At 67.0% G+C, this 14,920-nt stretch carries 13 protein-coding genes and 2 tRNA genes; 2 read left to right on the forward strand and 13 right to left on the reverse strand.

The annotated features are described in order from the left end of the window. Positions 1 to 42 precede the first annotated feature (42 nt). Complete coding sequence (gene ilvD, locus ACIOVG_RS07730; RefSeq protein WP_400871130.1) at positions 43 to 1,947, reverse strand: dihydroxy-acid dehydratase; 1,905 nt, start codon at positions 1,945 to 1,947, stop codon at positions 43 to 45. Positions 1,948 to 2,024: 77 nt separating this feature from the next. Between ilvD and ACIOVG_RS07735 the strand changes: the two genes are divergently transcribed. Beyond that, positions 2,025 to 2,852, forward strand: coding sequence for a helix-turn-helix transcriptional regulator (locus ACIOVG_RS07735; protein ID WP_400871133.1), 828 nt, complete (start codon positions 2,025 to 2,027; stop codon positions 2,850 to 2,852). A gap of 46 nt (positions 2,853 to 2,898) precedes the next feature. On the opposite strand, the gene ACIOVG_RS07740 is transcribed toward ACIOVG_RS07735, so the two are convergent. Both ACIOVG_RS07740 and ACIOVG_RS07745 read right to left on the reverse strand, forming a co-directional pair. After that, entirely contained in the window at positions 2,899 to 3,357 is a 459-nt protein-coding gene (locus tag ACIOVG_RS07740) for a hypothetical protein (protein WP_400871136.1), read from the reverse strand. A 19-nt stretch (positions 3,358 to 3,376) separates the two neighbouring features. Continuing rightward, the gene (locus ACIOVG_RS07745; RefSeq protein WP_400871139.1) at positions 3,377 to 3,982 is read right to left on the reverse strand and encodes a hypothetical protein; all 606 of its coding nucleotides are present in this window, start codon (positions 3,980 to 3,982) and stop codon (positions 3,377 to 3,379) included. Positions 3,983 to 4,044: 62 nt separating this feature from the next. Between ACIOVG_RS07745 and ACIOVG_RS07750 the strand changes: the two genes are divergently transcribed. Next, the gene (locus ACIOVG_RS07750) at positions 4,045 to 4,341 is read left to right on the forward strand and encodes a hypothetical protein (protein ID WP_400871142.1); all 297 of its coding nucleotides are present in this window, start codon (positions 4,045 to 4,047) and stop codon (positions 4,339 to 4,341) included. A gap of 143 nt (positions 4,342 to 4,484) precedes the next feature. Here ACIOVG_RS07750 and ACIOVG_RS07755 read toward each other — a convergent pair. The 10 genes from ACIOVG_RS07755 to recF all read right to left on the reverse strand — a co-directional run bounded on the left by ACIOVG_RS07755 (position 4,485) and on the right by recF (position 14,857). Next, positions 4,485 to 4,557: transfer RNA gene (locus ACIOVG_RS07755), tRNA-Ala, on the reverse strand. A 26-nt stretch (positions 4,558 to 4,583) separates the two neighbouring features. Beyond that, positions 4,584 to 4,657, reverse strand: a tRNA-Ile gene (locus tag ACIOVG_RS07760). A gap of 86 nt (positions 4,658 to 4,743) precedes the next feature. Further along, a complete protein-coding gene (locus ACIOVG_RS07765; protein WP_400871144.1) occupies positions 4,744 to 5,670 on the reverse strand; it encodes a hypothetical protein in 927 nt (308 codons plus the stop codon). Next, the gene (locus ACIOVG_RS07770) at positions 5,667 to 6,356 is read right to left on the reverse strand and encodes a LuxR C-terminal-related transcriptional regulator (protein WP_400871147.1); all 690 of its coding nucleotides are present in this window, start codon (positions 6,354 to 6,356) and stop codon (positions 5,667 to 5,669) included. Before ACIOVG_RS07770 ends, ACIOVG_RS07765 begins: the two co-directional genes overlap by 4 nt. Next, positions 6,344 to 7,612 carry a histidine kinase gene (locus ACIOVG_RS07775; RefSeq protein WP_400871150.1) on the reverse strand — a complete coding sequence of 423 codons (1,269 nt, stop codon included), beginning with the start codon at positions 7,610 to 7,612 and terminating at the stop codon, positions 6,344 to 6,346. Before ACIOVG_RS07775 ends, ACIOVG_RS07770 begins: the two co-directional genes overlap by 13 nt. A 151-nt stretch (positions 7,613 to 7,763) precedes the next feature. Next, entirely contained in the window at positions 7,764 to 8,168 is a 405-nt protein-coding gene (locus tag ACIOVG_RS07780) for a DUF3566 domain-containing protein (protein WP_400871153.1), read from the reverse strand. Further along, positions 8,165 to 10,726 carry a DNA gyrase subunit A gene (gene gyrA, locus ACIOVG_RS07785; RefSeq protein ID WP_400871156.1) on the reverse strand — a complete coding sequence of 854 codons (2,562 nt, stop codon included), beginning with the start codon at positions 10,724 to 10,726 and terminating at the stop codon, positions 8,165 to 8,167. The genes ACIOVG_RS07780 and gyrA overlap by 4 nt, the downstream gene beginning before the upstream one ends. A 172-nt stretch (positions 10,727 to 10,898) precedes the next feature. After that, complete coding sequence (gyrB, locus tag ACIOVG_RS07790) at positions 10,899 to 13,013, reverse strand: DNA topoisomerase (ATP-hydrolyzing) subunit B (protein ID WP_400871159.1); 2,115 nt, start codon at positions 13,011 to 13,013, stop codon at positions 10,899 to 10,901. 118 nt (positions 13,014 to 13,131) lie between these two features. Further along, positions 13,132 to 13,641, reverse strand: coding sequence for a DUF721 domain-containing protein (locus ACIOVG_RS07795; RefSeq protein ID WP_400871163.1), 510 nt, complete (start codon positions 13,639 to 13,641; stop codon positions 13,132 to 13,134). Beyond that, entirely contained in the window at positions 13,634 to 14,857 is a 1,224-nt protein-coding gene (recF, locus tag ACIOVG_RS07800) for a DNA replication/repair protein RecF (protein WP_400871166.1), read from the reverse strand. The genes ACIOVG_RS07795 and recF overlap by 8 nt, the downstream gene beginning before the upstream one ends. Positions 14,858 to 14,920 lie beyond the last annotated feature (63 nt).

Genomic DNA, 14,920 nt, shown 5'->3' on the forward strand with positions numbered 1-14,920 from the left:
GCAGAATCCTCCTCCCGAACAGCGGGGCTCCTCCCGAATCGGTCACACGAGGGCGGCGGCGCTCTGCAGCTCCTGCGCCCGCAGGGCGCGCTCGACCTTCTCGACATCGCGCACGGCGCCGCGGTCGGCGGAGGTCGCCATGGCCGCGTACGCCCGCAGCGCCAGCGACACCGGCCGGGCACGGTCGACCGGCTGGTAGCCGGTGCCCTCGAGCAGGCGGGCGCGGCGCTCCTCGAGCTCGGCCTCGCTCACCTGCAGCACCATCGACCGGGAGGGGATGTCGATGTCGATGATGTCGCCGTCCTGCACCAGGGCGATGACGCCACCGGCGGCCGCCTCGGGGGAGACATGGCCGATCGACAGCCCCGACGTGCCACCGGAGAAGCGGCCGTCCGTGATGAGCGCGCACACCTTGCCGAGGCCGCGACCCTTGAGGAACGAGGTCGGGTGCAGCATCTCCTGCATGCCGGGTCCGCCCTTGGGGCCCTCGTAACGGATGACGACCACGTCGCCCGGCTGCACCTTCTTGCCGAGGATCTTCGCGACCGCCTCCTCCTGCGACTCGCACACCACGGCGGGACCGGAGAACACCAGGATCGAGGGATCGACGCCGGCCGTCTTCACCACGGCACCGTCGACTGCCAGGTTGCCGCGGAGCACGGCGAGACCGCCATCGACCGAGTAGGCGTGCTCGACATCGCGGATGCAGCCGGTCGCCGCATCCTCATCCAGGGCCGCCCAGCGCTCGGACTGCGAGAACGCGCTCGAGGAGCGCACGCCGCCCGGGGCCGCGTACCAGAGGTCCTTCGCGGCATCCGTCGCCTTGCCGCCGCGGATGTCCCAGTCGTCCAGCCAGGCCTCGAACGACGGGGAGTGGATGGTGCTGACGTTCTCGTCGAGCAGGTTGCCGCGGCGCAGCTCGCCCAGGACCGCCGGGATGCCGCCGGCGCGGTGCACATCTTCCATGTAGTACATGCGCCCGGAGGCGGGGTTCGGTGCGATCTTCGCGAGGCACGGCACCCGGCGCGAGACCGCGTCGATCTCGTCGAGGCCGAAGCTGATGCCGGCCTCGTGCGCGGCGGCGAGCAGGTGCAGGATCGTGTTGGTCGATCCGCCCATCGCGATGTCGAGCGCCATCGCGTTCTCGAACGCCGCGAAGCTCGCGACCTCGCGCGGCAGCACCGAGGTGTCGTCGTCCTCGTAGAAGCGGCGCGTGATCTGGACCGCGACCTCACCGGCCTTCTCGTACAGCGCGCGGCGCGCGGTGTGGGTGGCGAGCACCGAGCCGTTGCCCGGCAGGGCGAGGCCGAGCGCCTCCACGAGGCAGTTCATCGAGTTCGCCGTGAACATGCCGGAGCAGGAGCCGCAGGTCGGGCAGGCGTTCTCCTCGATGCGCTTCATGTCGGCATCCGACACCGTGTCGTTCGCCGCCTCGGAGATCGCGTCGACGAGGTCGAGCGTGCGCACGGTTCCATCGACCAGAGTCGCCCGACCGGCCTCCATCGGGCCGCCGGAGACGAAGACGGTCGGGATGTTCAGGCGCAGCGCGGCCATGAGCATGCCGGGGGTGATCTTGTCGCAGTTCGAGATGCAGACCAGGGCGTCGGCCTGGTGCGCATTGACCATGTACTCGACGGAGTCGGCGATCAGGTCGCGCGAGGGGAGCGAGTACAGCATCCCGCCGTGGCCCATCGCGATGCCGTCGTCGACTGCGATCGTGTTGAACTCGCGGGGGATGCCGCCGGCGGCAGAGATCGCGTCGGAGACGATGCGCCCGACGGGCTGCAGGTGGGTGTGGCCGGGGACGAACTCGGTGAAGCTGTTCGCGACGGCGATCATCGGCTTGCCGAAGTCGGCGGGGTTGACGCCGGCAGCGCGGAACAGGGCACGGGCTCCTGCGGCGTTGCGGCCGTGCGTGACGGTACGGGAGCGAAGAGGGGTGGGCATTCTTCCACCCTGTCCGCTGCGGGCGGTCGAAGGAAGACGGCGCTGACACTAGTAGTGAGAGCACTAGGTTTGTATCCATGGCGAGCGACGAACAGCAGCGGAGAGAACTCGGTGCCTTCCTGCGTGCGCGCCGCGAGCACCTCGACCGCGCCGCGTTCGGACTGCCGCCCGCCGGACGCGGCCGCACCGTCGGCCTCCGCCGCGAGGAGATCTCCTACCTCTCCGGGGTCAGCGTCACCTGGTACACCTGGCTCGAGCAGGGGCGCGACATCAACCCCTCCCGCCAGGTGCTGGATGCCGTCGCCACCACGCTGCACCTCACCGTGACCGAGCACGACTACGTGCTCACCCTCGCCGGTTTCGCTCCAGCCCGACCGGGGGGAGGAGCAGCCGTCGAGACCGCTCCTGCGCACGTGCAACGGTTCCTCGATGCGCTCGAGGAGCATCCGGCCTATGCACTCGCGCCCGACTGGGGCGTCGCCGGATGGAACGCGGCCTACGAAGCCCTGTACCCCAACGTGGCGCAGACCCCGCCCGAACAGCGCAACCTGCTGTGGCTGATCTTCACCGATCCGTATGTGCGCTCACTGCTCGACGACTGGGATGTCACGAGTCGACGCTTCCTGGCCGAGTTCCGCGCCGAAGCCGGCCCGCGCCTGGGCGACCCCCGCTACCGCGACCTCGTCTCCCGGCTGGTGGAGGCGAGCCCGGAGTTCCGCGAACGCTGGGAGAGTCACGACATCCGGGGATTCCAGTCCCGCGAGCGGGTGTTCCAGCATCCGGAGCTCGGACGACTGGTCTTCGAGCACCACCAGTTGCGCCCCTCGGATCAGACCGAGATCCAGCTCGTCGTCTACACGCCCGACGAGGCGACGCGCGAGCGGTTCGGGCGACGGGTGCGCTGAAGATCGAGCGGGTCAGCGCACTGACAGACGCCCCGGCCGCCTCCGGTCAGGCGCCGTTCTTCCGCCACGGCATCGGCATCGGCGTGCGCACCTCCTGGATGCGCAGATCGCCGTCCTCCCGAGGGATGAGCTTGACCCACTCGTTGCGCTCGAAGGGTTCGAATCCGTCGTCACGGGCGCGATCATCCTTCGTCACGGCCATGACCCGCCCGTGATTGCTGTTGGAGATGCTCACCTCGATGCCGCGATACGTCCCGCGATGACTGATGCGGAAGCACTCCATCACCTCGTCCTCCGCGATCTTGCGGAAGAACTTGCCGCTGCGCACCTTCGTGAAGCCGGGCACGGGCCTCGTGGCCAGCAGCGTCCAACTGTCACCTCGGGTTCCCAGCCGATACTCCACCCCATCGAACACGGCGAACTGGCCGTGTCGCAGCACGTCCGTCGTCGTCTCGGATGCCGCCGCGGCGCGAGCCTGCGCGGCTCGACGCTTCTTCGCGGTCATCGCCGCCTCCCCTCCACGTTCACACCCAGTACGGTCTCGCGCGCTCGGTGAGCTCGCGCATCGCGGTGCCGTCGAGCACGACACGGGTCTCGTCGACGCCGAGCGCCGGCCACTGCACCACGAGCTCGATCGGACCCTCCGGGGGTGCGGGCCAGAGCCAGAGCTGGTCGCCACCGGAGTAGCTGCTGCCTCCGCCACCACCACCCTGAGCCTGGTTGTTGAGAACGTATCCCTGCGGCTCTGTCATCGGATCACCGACGCCGGAGTACGGCGAGTCGGCCAGCACCTTCTCCCCGTTGCCGAGCACCATGCCGTAGCGAAGTCGGCCGGCCTGGCCCGAGGGTCCGACGAACGGCATGTACTCCATGAAGGTCGAGCACAGCTCATTCCATTCCGTCAGCGGCAGCCCGTTGCGGCGCAGGCGCCGGTCCACCCGGAACTCCACCCCGTCGCTGTAGACCGCCACCGCGACCAGCGCGATCGCGAGATGGTCCGTGACCGCCAGCGTCTCCGAGACCGGCAGCAGCGCGGGAAGCTCATCCTGCGGACTGCTCCACCACCGCGGTTGCCAGCTCTCACTCTCCTCGGGTTCGCTGATCTCGGGGTCCGGCGGGAAGAACGTCATGCTGCCAGCAGATCATGCGCCCTTCGCGGCACGCAAGCGTGGCGGTTGATACCGTCGAACGCATGAACGTCTTCGGCATCGCGACCGCTCTCGCCGGGGTGGTCCTGTTCCTTGCGGCTCTTCTGGCCACCGTGCGCGCGAACCGGGATGTGCGGATTCCGTACTGGATGCAGCCCGTGACCCAACCCCGCGGTTCGGTGGCGATGCGCGCGCTCGGTGCCGGTCTGACCGTCCTGGGCGCCGTACTGGTCGGCCAGACCTCCGTGTGGTGGGCACTCGCGATCGTGGTGGCGGGTCCGGGTGTCGCACTCGTCGTCATCGGGCTCCACAACGCCAGAGTCCGACAGTCGTCGCGCTGAACATCGGCGACATCGGGCGCGGATTCCCGCCGTCTCTGCACAGCACCGAGTTGTTAACAGAGTTGTTAACAACTGTGGACGACCGCCCGGAAACACGAAAGCCCCGCCGAGGCGGGGCTTTCGTGGACTGTCTCAACACAGTGTGGAGCCTAGGAGATTCGAACTCCTGACATCCTGCTTGCAAAGCAGGCGCTCTACCAACTGAGCTAAGGCCCCGTGAGGGTTATTTTGAATTGAAAGTGTGGGGCTACCAGGACTTGAACCTGGGACCTCTTCATTATCAGTGAAGCGCTCTAACCACCTGAGCTATAGCCCCGTCAACCTCCGAAACTTTACCGGAGTTTCACGGAAAATCCGAATCGAGGGCGAGGGCCCGTACGGAGCCCTCGCCCTCGACGGTGATCAGCGCCCCGGACGAATGGTCACCCTGCCCGCTTCGAGCGAGACATCGACCGCGCGTCGAGCACTCGATGACTGCTCGACCTGCGCGTCGAGCGACCCCGCACTCACGTCCTTCGTGATGTCGTACGCGACGTCAGGCACGGTCAGATCCAACGATCCGGCACTCACATCGATCGAGGTCCGGCTAGGCGCTGAACCCGTGAGCTCCACAGTGAGGTCGCCCGCGGAGACACCCAGATCGGCCTCATCCACGCCGTCGAGCAGCACATCGGCTCGCCCTGCGCTCATGTGAACGTCGAATCCGGTCGCAGCGCCCCGCACGTCGAGGGCTCCTGCGTTCACATCGATGTCGAGCGCTCCGAACTCCCCGACCACGTCGAGGCTTCCGGCGTTGAGGGTGAGGTCCGCATCGAGCTCCTCCCCCTGCAGGCTCTCCGGCAGCGTCAGGACGGCCACCTCCTCGTCTCCGAACCAGCTCCCGAACCACCAGCCCCACACGCCCTGCGGACTGCGCACGACCAGCTCGTCTCCGTCGCGCTCGAAGGTCCACGCCGAGCCGCGTCCGTTCGTGATCGCGAGCCGCGCCTCGTCGACCTTGCCGTACTCGACGCGCATGCTGCTGGCATCCGCACTGACGTCGACACCGGTGATGCCGTCGGTCTGCACGGTCTGCACGGATTCGGGAGCGCTCGACGTCAGGATGCTCCCGGCCGCAGCGGCTGCAGCGGCACCACCGGAGCCCAGGATCGCGATACCGCCCACGACGGCCGTGACGATCATGACCGCTTTCGAACCGGCAGAGCGCCCCGCTGCGGGTGGCGCCGGCACCTCCGACGCGGTGGCCGGCGGAGCGGGCTGCGAGTCGGAGGCCGGCGGGGGAGTGAGCGGGGTGTGCCCGCCCGAGAAGTCGTTCTGATCAGTGGTCATCGTGCCACTCCTGTCTGGCCGGTCGGAGGCGTCGGGCCTCCGGTGTTCTCGATGTGTGCAAGGGCGGCGAGCACGCGGCGGTTTCCCGACTCGTCCTGCTCGAAGCCCAGCTTCTGGAAGATGGCGGTGATGTTCTTCTCGACACTCGCCTCCGAGAGGAACAGCAGTGCGGCGATCGCCTGATTCGACTTGCCCTCGGCGATCAGCGCGAGCACGGTGCGCTCCCGCTCCGTGAGCCGGAGCATCCGATCGTCGCGGTTGCGGCGGGTCAGCAGCTGCGCGACGACCTCGGGGTCGAGCACGGTGGCTCCCTCCGCGATGCGCTGCACCGAGGCGAGGAACTCCGAGACGTCAGCGACCCTGTCCTTGAGCAGGTAGCCGAGCGGCCCGCCCTGCGCGGCGATCAGATCCGACGCGTAGCGCTCCTCGACGTACTGCGAGAGCACCAGGATCGCCAGCGATGGGTGGGTGGACCGCAATCCGAGTGCTGCGCGGATGCCCTCGTCCGTGAAGGTCGGGGGAAGCCGCACATCCAGGATGCAGAGCTCCGGGTCGCTGCCGGCGACTGCTTCGGCCAGACCGGTGGTGTCGGGGAGAGCGGCGACGACCACATGACCGGCGTCTTCGAGGAGCCGGACCAGACCTTCGCGCAGCAGGACGGAGTCCTCGCAGATCAGGATGCGCATGGCACGTTCACCTCGAGGCTGGTCGGACCGCCCTGGGGGCTGTCGAGACGGAAGGTGCCGCCTGCCGCGAGCACCCGGTTCGCGATGCCATCGAGTCCGCCGCCGGGCTGCAGTTGCGCGCCGCCCATGCCGTTGTCTTCGACGCGCGCCCAGAGGGTGTTCCCTTCGCGGATGCGCACGGTGACACGAGCCTCACTCGCTCGCGAGTGCTTCGCCGCATTGGTGAGGGACTCCGCGATGGAGAAGTACACGGCGGCCTCGGCCTCGCGACTGCACCGCCCTTCCATCCGCACATCGAGATGGACGGGGATATGTGAGCGCCCGGCGAGCGCCGACAGCGCCGCGTCCAGTCCGCGATCGTCGAGAACCGAGGCATGGATACCGCGGGCGAGCTGCCGCAGCTCGGTGATCGCAGCCTTGGTGGAGGTGTGCGCCTCGGCGATCAGCTCCTTGGCGGTGTCGGGGTCATTGTCGATCTTCTGCTGTGCCAGTCCGAGCGTCATGCCGACCGACACCAGACGCGGCTGGACGCCGTCGTGCAGATCCCTCTCGATGCGGGTGCGCTCGAGGTCGGCCGCGCGGACCGCCCCCTCCCGCTGCGCGGTCGACGTGCGCACCTTCTCGGTGAGTTCGGTCTCGCGGCTGCGGATCACGATCGAGAGCGACAGCGTGCGGTGCAGCAGCGCGAGTCCGACCATGCCGACCACCGAGGCAGCGACCCCCAGGATGCCGACCAGCGGCGCCCAGGCGACGGGGATGCCGCCTCCACCGAACGGACCCATCACGGAATCGGCGGAGGTCAACGGGGCGAAGGAGATGATGACCGACCACACCAGGGTCCACGCGAGGCGCAGCACGATGAGGCCGAGGATCGCGGTGATGGCGAGGTTGGCGACCGCACGCCACATGCGTCCGTCGATGGCCTGTCGTCCGAGCGAGCGCAGCCAGCCGCCGAAGCCGGGGCGATCGCGGCGGCGCAGAGCGAGCGGTGCGATCGGGGTGCGGTAGAGCTCACCGACGCGGGCCACCTCGAACCAGCCGACGCCGAACAGCGCGTAGACCAGACCCACCAGGAGGATGGCACCGACGCCGGCGACGAAGAGCAGTCCGAGTCCGGTGCCGAGCAGCCCGCCGAGAGTGCTGAAGATCATGCCGCCGATCACGCCGACACCTGCCAGATGCAGGATGGTCGTGAAGATGCGCAGCGGCGGTTTCGCGGCCGTCACCGGCGGCGTGTTCGCAGTCTGAGTGGTCATGCTTCCAAGGTACGGGCGCCCCGTGCACGCCGACACCGAGTCAACCGGACTCCTGCGTTCGGGTTTTCCCTACTCCGCCGAGAACGACGAAGGGCGGATGCCGCAGCATCCGCCCTTCCGAAAGAACGGGGTCCCTGAGCCTGTCGAAGGGTCAGTTCGACATGAAGCCGACGAGCAGGCCGCCCGTCACCTTCACGGCGAGGTTGTAGATTCCGGCGATCACGGCGCCGAGCACCGTGAACACGATCAGGTTCAGGATCGCGACGACGGCAGCGAAGGCCATGACCTGCGGCAGCCCCACCAGCGTCGACAGCACGATCGCACCGTCGGAGAACTTGTTGATGAACTCATCGGCGGTCGCCATGATGCCGGTCGCCTGAAGCACGAGGAAGATCAGGAAGAACGACACCATCGTGACGACGGCGAGCGCGACCGCTCCGAGGAACGAGAGCTTCACTGCCGACCAGAAGTCGACGTAGACGAGACGCAGGCGGACCTGCTTGCCACTGGTTTTGCGCGTGGACTTCTTCGCCAGCTTGTCGGCTACTGTGCTCATGCGTCGGTACTTTCCTCAGGGTTCTGGGTCGTCTCGGGGGCTTCGGATTCCCCCTCCGCCTCCGTGGCGTCCTCGTCGTTCGCGAGGCCCCGCTCACTGTTGCGGGCGATGGCGAGGATACGGTCGGCTTCCGTCGTCCGTGCGAACACCACTCCCATGGTGTCTCGGCCCTTGGCGGGCACCTCGGCCACGGCAGAGCGTACCACCTTGCCGCTGGACAGAACCACCAAGACCTCGTCGTCCTCGGCGACGATCAGACCACCCGCGAGAGTGCCCCGATCGTCGTTGAGCTTGGCGACCTTGATGCCCGTTCCGCCGCGTCCCTGCACGCGGTACTCCTCCACCGCGGTGCGCTTGGCGAAGCCTCCATCGGTGACGACGAACACGAATTTCCCGAGTGCGGCGACCGACGCCGACAGCAGGCAGTCCCCGTCGATCTTGAACTTCATGCCCCGCACACCCGCGGTCGCACGACCCATCGGACGCAGTGCTTCATCGGTGGCCTCGAAGCGCACCGACATGCCTCGACGGCTGATGAGGAGGATGTCGTCCTCCTTGTTCACCATGAGCGCGCTGACCAGCTCGTCCTCGTCATTCAGGCGGATCGCGATGACACCGCCCTGACGGTTGGTGTCGTAGGCGTCGAGACGGGTCTTCTTGACGAGACCCTCTCGCGTCGCCAGCACCAGATACTCGGCGACCTGGTAGTCGCGGATGTCGAGCACCTGCGCGATGCTCTCGTCCGGCTGCAGCGCGAGCAGGTTCGCAACGTGCGTGCCCTTCGCGTCACGGCCGGCCTCTGGCACCTCGTAGGTCTTCGCCCGGTAGACGCGGCCCTTGTCGGTGAAGAACAGCAGCCAGTGATGCGTCGTCGTCACGAAGAAGTGCTCGACGATGTCATCCGCACGCAGCTGCGCACCCTTGACACCCTTGCCGCCGCGGTGCTGGGAACGGTAGTTGTCGCTGCGCGTGCGCTTGATGTAGCCCTCGCGCGTGACGGTGACGACCATCTCCTCTTCGGCGATGAGGTCTTCCATCGAGACGTCGCCGTCGAAGCCGTGCAGGATGTGGGTGCGGCGGTCGTCGCCGAAGCGATCCACGATCGCCGTGAGCTCTTCGCGGATGATGGTGCGCTGACGCGACTCGTCGGCGAGGATCGCCTTGAACTCCGCGATCTGGCTCTCCAGCTCGCTCGCCTCGTCGAGGATCTTCTGACGCTCGAGAGCGGCGAGGCGACGCAGCTGCATTCCGAGGATCGCATCCGCCTGATCGTCATCGATGTCGAGCAGGGCCTTCAGGCCCGAGCGGGCGTCGTCGACCGTGGGAGAGCGGCGGATGAGCGCGATGACCTCGTCGAGCGCGTCGAGCGCCTTCAGGTACGCACGCAGGATGTGCATGCGGGCCTCGGCCTTGCGCAGTCGGAAGCCCGTGCGGCGCACGATCACTTCGATCTGGTGCGAGATCCAGTGCGAGATGAAACCGTCGATCGCGAGCGTGCGCGGAACGCCGTCGACGATCGCGAGCATGTTCGCGCCGAAGTTCTCCTGCAGCTGCGTGTGCTTGTACAGGTTGTTGAGCACGACCTTCGCGACCGCGTCGCGCTTGAGCACGACGACCAGACGCTGACCCGTGCGGTCGGAGGACTCGTCACGGATGTCGGCGATGCCGGTGATCTTGCCGTCACGGGCCAGATCACCGATCTTCACGGCCACGTTGTCGGGGTTCACCTGGTACGGCAGCTCGGTGATCACGAGGCACGTGCGGCCCTGGATCTCCTCGACGTTGACGACCGCGCGCATGGTGATCGACCCGCGACCGGTGCGATATGCCTCGTGGATGCCCTTGGTTCCGAGGATCTGCGCGCCGGTCGGGAAGTCCGGGCCCGGTACGCGCTGGATCAGACCATCGAGCAGCTCTTCTCGTGTGATGCCGGGGTTGTCGAGCGCCCACAGCGCCGCATCCGCGACCTCGCGCAGGTTGTGCGGCGGGATGTTGGTGGCCATGCCGACCGCGATACCCACCGAGCCGTTCACCAGCAGGTTCGGGAAGCGTGCCGGCAGGACCGTCGGCTCCTGGGTCTGACCGTCGTAGTTGTCCTGGAAGTCGACGGTCTCCTCTTCGATGTCGCGCACCATCTCGAGCGCGAGCGGAGCCATCTTGGTCTCGGTGTAACGCGGGGCAGCGGCACCCATGTTGCCGGGGGAGCCGAAGTTGCCCTGTCCGAGAGCCAGCGGATACCGCAACGACCACGGCTGCACCAGACGCACGAGAGCGTCGTAGATCGCCGAGTCACCGTGCGGGTGGTACTGACCCATGACCTCGCCGACGACGCGGGCGCACTTCGAGAACGACTTGTCTGGGCGGAAGCCGCCGTCGTACATGCCGTAGATCACGCGGCGGTGCACGGGCTTGAGACCGTCGCGCACGTCGGGAAGCGCACGGCCGACGATCACGGCCATCGCGTAGTCGAGGTAGCTGCGCTGCATCTCCGACTGCAGGTCGACCTGGTCGATCTTGCCGTGATCGTGTTCCGGCTCAGTGCGTTCTTCGTCAGTCATGTGTCTGTTTCGATTCTGTCTTGGCTACCGGACTCCGGGATGCCGCTTCGCTCGCAGAGCGGGGACCCTCCCGCTTCGCGGGCCCCTCCCGATGCTCGCTCCGCGGCATCCCTGCGTCCTCACGTCATGCGTGGCGGTAGCCTCCGATTCGCGTGTGTGTATGTAAGTAGGGTCAGATGTCGAGGAAGCGGACGTCCTTGGCGTTGCGCTGGATGAAGCTGCGTCGGGACTCGACGTCCTCACCCATCAGCACGCTGAAGATCTCGTCGGCCGCCGCGGCATCCTCGATGGTGATCTGCTGGAGAGTGCGCGTGGAGTGATCCATCGTGGTCTCCCACAGCTCCTTCGGGTTCATCTCACCGAGACCCTTGTAGCGCTGGATGCCGGCATCCTTCGGGATGCGCTTGCCGTTGTCGAGCCCGTGCTTGAGCAGGGCGTCGCGCTCGGCGTCGCTGAAGACATACTCGTGCGCGGAGTTCGACCACTTCAGGCGGTACAGCGGCGGCATGGCGAGGTAGACGAAGCCCGCCTCGATGAGCCCGCGCATGTAGCGGAACAGCAGCGTGAGCAGCAGGGTCGTGATGTGCTGGCCATCGACATCGGCATCGGCCATCAGCACGATCTTGTGATAGCGCGCCTTCTCGATGTCGAACTCTTCACCGATGCCCGTGCCGAAGGCCTGGATCATCGCCTGGACTTCCTTGTTGCCCAGGGCCTTGTCGAGACGCGCGCGCTCGACGTTGAGGATCTTGCCGCGCAGCGCCAGGATCGCCTGGGTGTGCGGATCGCGTCCCTGCACGGCCGAGCCGCCTGCGGAGTCACCCTCGACGAGGAAGATCTCGCTGATCGAGGGGTCCTTGCTCGTGCAGTCCTTGAGCTTGTCGGGCATCGCCGCCGACTCGAACACGCTCTTACGGCGAGCGGTCTCGCGTGCCTTGCGGGCGGCGAGTCGAGCGGTCGCGGCGTCGAGCGCCTTGCGGATGATGTTCTTGGCCTGGGCGGGGTTGCGGTCGAACCAGTCGCCGAGCTGATCGCCCACGACCTTCTGCACGAACGCCTTGGCCTCGGTGTTGCCGAGCTTGGTCTTCGTCTGACCTTCGAACTGCGGCTCGCCCAGCTTGATGGAGATCACCGCGGTGAGTCCCTCGCGCACATCGTCGCCGGAGAGGTTGTCGTCCTTCTCCTTGAGGATGTTGTTCGCACGTGCGTACTTGTTCACGAGCGTGGTGAGCGCCGCGCGGAAGCCCTCCTCGTGCGTTCCCCCCTCGTGCGTGTTGATGGTGTTCGCGTAGGTGAAGACGTTCTCGGTGTACGAGGTGGTCCACTGCATCGCGACCTCGAGCGAGATCTTGCGGGCGGTGTCCTCGGACTCGAACGCGATGATCTCCTCGTTCACGACCTCGGCGTGACGGACCTTGTTCAGATACTCGACGTAGTCGACCAGACCGCGCTCGTAGAAGAAGACGTCGCCCGGCTGCTTCGTGACGGTCTGTCCGTCGACCTCGATCTCGTAGGCCGACTGCGGACGCTCGTCGCGCAGATCGATGCGCAATCCCTTGTTCAGGAACGCCATCTGCTGGAAACGGGTACGCAGGGTGTCGTAGTCGAACTCGATCGTCTCGGTGAAGATCTCGGCGTCCGGCCAGAACGTGATCGTCGTTCCGGTCTCGTCGGTCGCCTCGCCCTTCTCGAGCTTCTGCTGCGGGGCGCCGCCGTTGGCGAAGCTGTGCCGCCAGACGAAGCCCTTCTGCTTGACCTCGACGTCGAAGCGCGTCGAGAGCGCGTTCACGACGGACGAGCCCACACCGTGCAGACCGCCGGAGACGGCATAGGCGCCACCGCCGAACTTTCCACCCGCGTGCAGGATCGTGAGCACGACCTCGACCGTCGACTTCGTCGGGTCGGAGGAGTGCGGGTCGACCGGGATGCCGCGACCGTTGTCGACGACGCGCACGCCACCGTCGGCGAGCATCGTGACCAGGATGGTGTCGGCGTAGCCGGCCAGCGCCTCGTCGACGGAGTTGTCGACGATCTCGTAGACCAGGTGGTGAAGACCTCGCGGACCCGTGGATCCGATGTACATGCCGGGGCGCTTGCGGACGGCCTCGAGGCCCTCCAGGATCTGGATCGAGTCCGCACCGTACTCGCCGGGCTGCTTGATCTTGGGGGAGATCGACGTGGACTGAGTCCCCTCGTCCGCCGGTGTCTGGGTCTCTGAGCCCGTCGAAGGGTCAGGCGTTCCCTCGGTGTTGGATTCCGTCTCGTCAGCAGGGGATTCAGGCGTCATCAGAGGGCATTCTCCACATCGATATCACGAACTCCCATTCTAGCCGGGTTTTGTCGTGAAATCCCGCTCAACGGCCGCGTGTGGCCCTCTGAGCCGTCCGGACCCTGCCGATGGTGTCCTACCCGTAGGTATCGCGTGGGCCCCGCCCTGGGACGGCTCTGGGACCCCATTTCCAGGAGGGAACGTCCGGTCCGATGAAGCGGAGGTTCTCCACACCGGCATCCGGATAGCGTCGTCCGATCTCCGTCACGATGGTCGCCCGCATGTACTGGAGGTTCTTCGCCCACGCCGTCGAATCGCACTTCACCGTGAGCAGACCGCGCTCCAGTGAGACCGGCTCCGAGTGCTTCGCCGTGTCGGCACCCGCGAGATCCGCCCACTGGCGCACCAGATCCTCGCGGGCGAGCGTGGTCTGCCACCCGGAATCGCGGCTCAGCTTGTCGAGCACATCGCCCAGGGTTCCCGGGTCGCGCCCCGGTGTGAACGGAGCGTTGTCGTCATCGTCGCGGATGCGACGCTTGCGCTTCCACGAGTTCGGGCTCGGCTTGAGACCCCTCAAACGCAGGTAGGTGGAGACCGTCTCCGGTGGGTCGGATGCTCCCGCGGCGTCCGTGGTGATGTCACTCATCCGTCGCCTCCTGCTCCGCGTGCTTCCCGGTCGCCGTTCCGGTCGACACACTGCGGTCGTCGCTGATGGTCCCTGCACTGATACGCACCACGTGAGCGTGCAGCACCTCGGGAATATCCTCCTCCACGGCCGCCGTGACCACCACCTGCTCGTAACCGGCGGTGAGGTCGGCCAGTCGCTGACGACGATTGGCGTCGAGCTCGGCGAACACGTCATCGAGGATCAGCACCGGATCTCCGGCCGGCGACTCGCTGCGCAGCAGCTCCGCCGATGCGAGGCGCAGTGCGAGCGCGACCGACCATGATTCACCGTGTGAGGCGTACCCCTTCACCGGAAGCGAGCGCACTCGCAGGATCAGATCGTCACGATGGGGTCCGGTGAGCGTCAGACCGCGGTCGAGCTCGCTCGACCGCTTGGCCAGGAGCGACGCGCGGAACATCTCGGCGATGTCGCCGGAGGTCTCGAGCACGGCATCGCCCTGCGCATCGAGGCGCCCTGCATCTTCTTCAGGGTCGGCACCGCGCACCGACAGCGCCCACTCGAGCTGCGGCTGATGATCTGCCCCGGCGATCGCCGCGTAGGCATCGGCCACCGGTTTCTGCAGATCTGCCGCCAGCCGCTGACGAGCCACGATGATCTCCGAGCCGAGCGCGACCAGCTTGTCGTCCCAGACGTCGAGGGTGCTCAGAGCCTCGCCCTTGATGCCGCGAGCCCTCGCGGACTTCAGCAGCGCGTTCCTCTGTTTGAGCACACGGTCGTAGTCGGCCAGAACCGCGGAAAGACGCGGCGTGCGTTGGATGAGGAGCTGATCGACGAAACGTCGGCGCGAGGACGGATCCCCCCGCACGATCTGCAGATCCTCCGGCGCGAAGAGCACCACGTGGGCATAGCGAGGGAGCTCGTTCGTCTTCGACGGCGACCCGTTGATGCGCGCTTTGTTCGAGCCCTGACGGTTCAGCTGCACCTCGACCAGCACCCGACGCTCGCCGTGCGACAGACGAGCGCGGATGATCGCGTAGTCCTGGCCATCACGCACCATCGGCGCGTCGGACGACACCCGGTGCGAGCCGAGCGTCGCAAGGAACACGACCGCCTCAGCCAGATTGGTCTTGCCCTGCCCGTTGAGGCCGACGAGGACGTTGGGCCCCGGGTGCAGGGTGAGTTCGGCGGTCGCGTAATTGCGGAAATCGACCAGACTCAGGTGCTCCACAATCACGGGTTCACACTACCTTCGGCGTCTGACACTGGACACACGACGAGACGGGAGCGCCTCCGGCGG

This window comes from Microbacterium sp. NPDC087591 (genome assembly GCF_044743625.1).
Classification (GTDB): Bacteria; Actinomycetota; Actinomycetes; order Actinomycetales; family Microbacteriaceae; genus Microbacterium.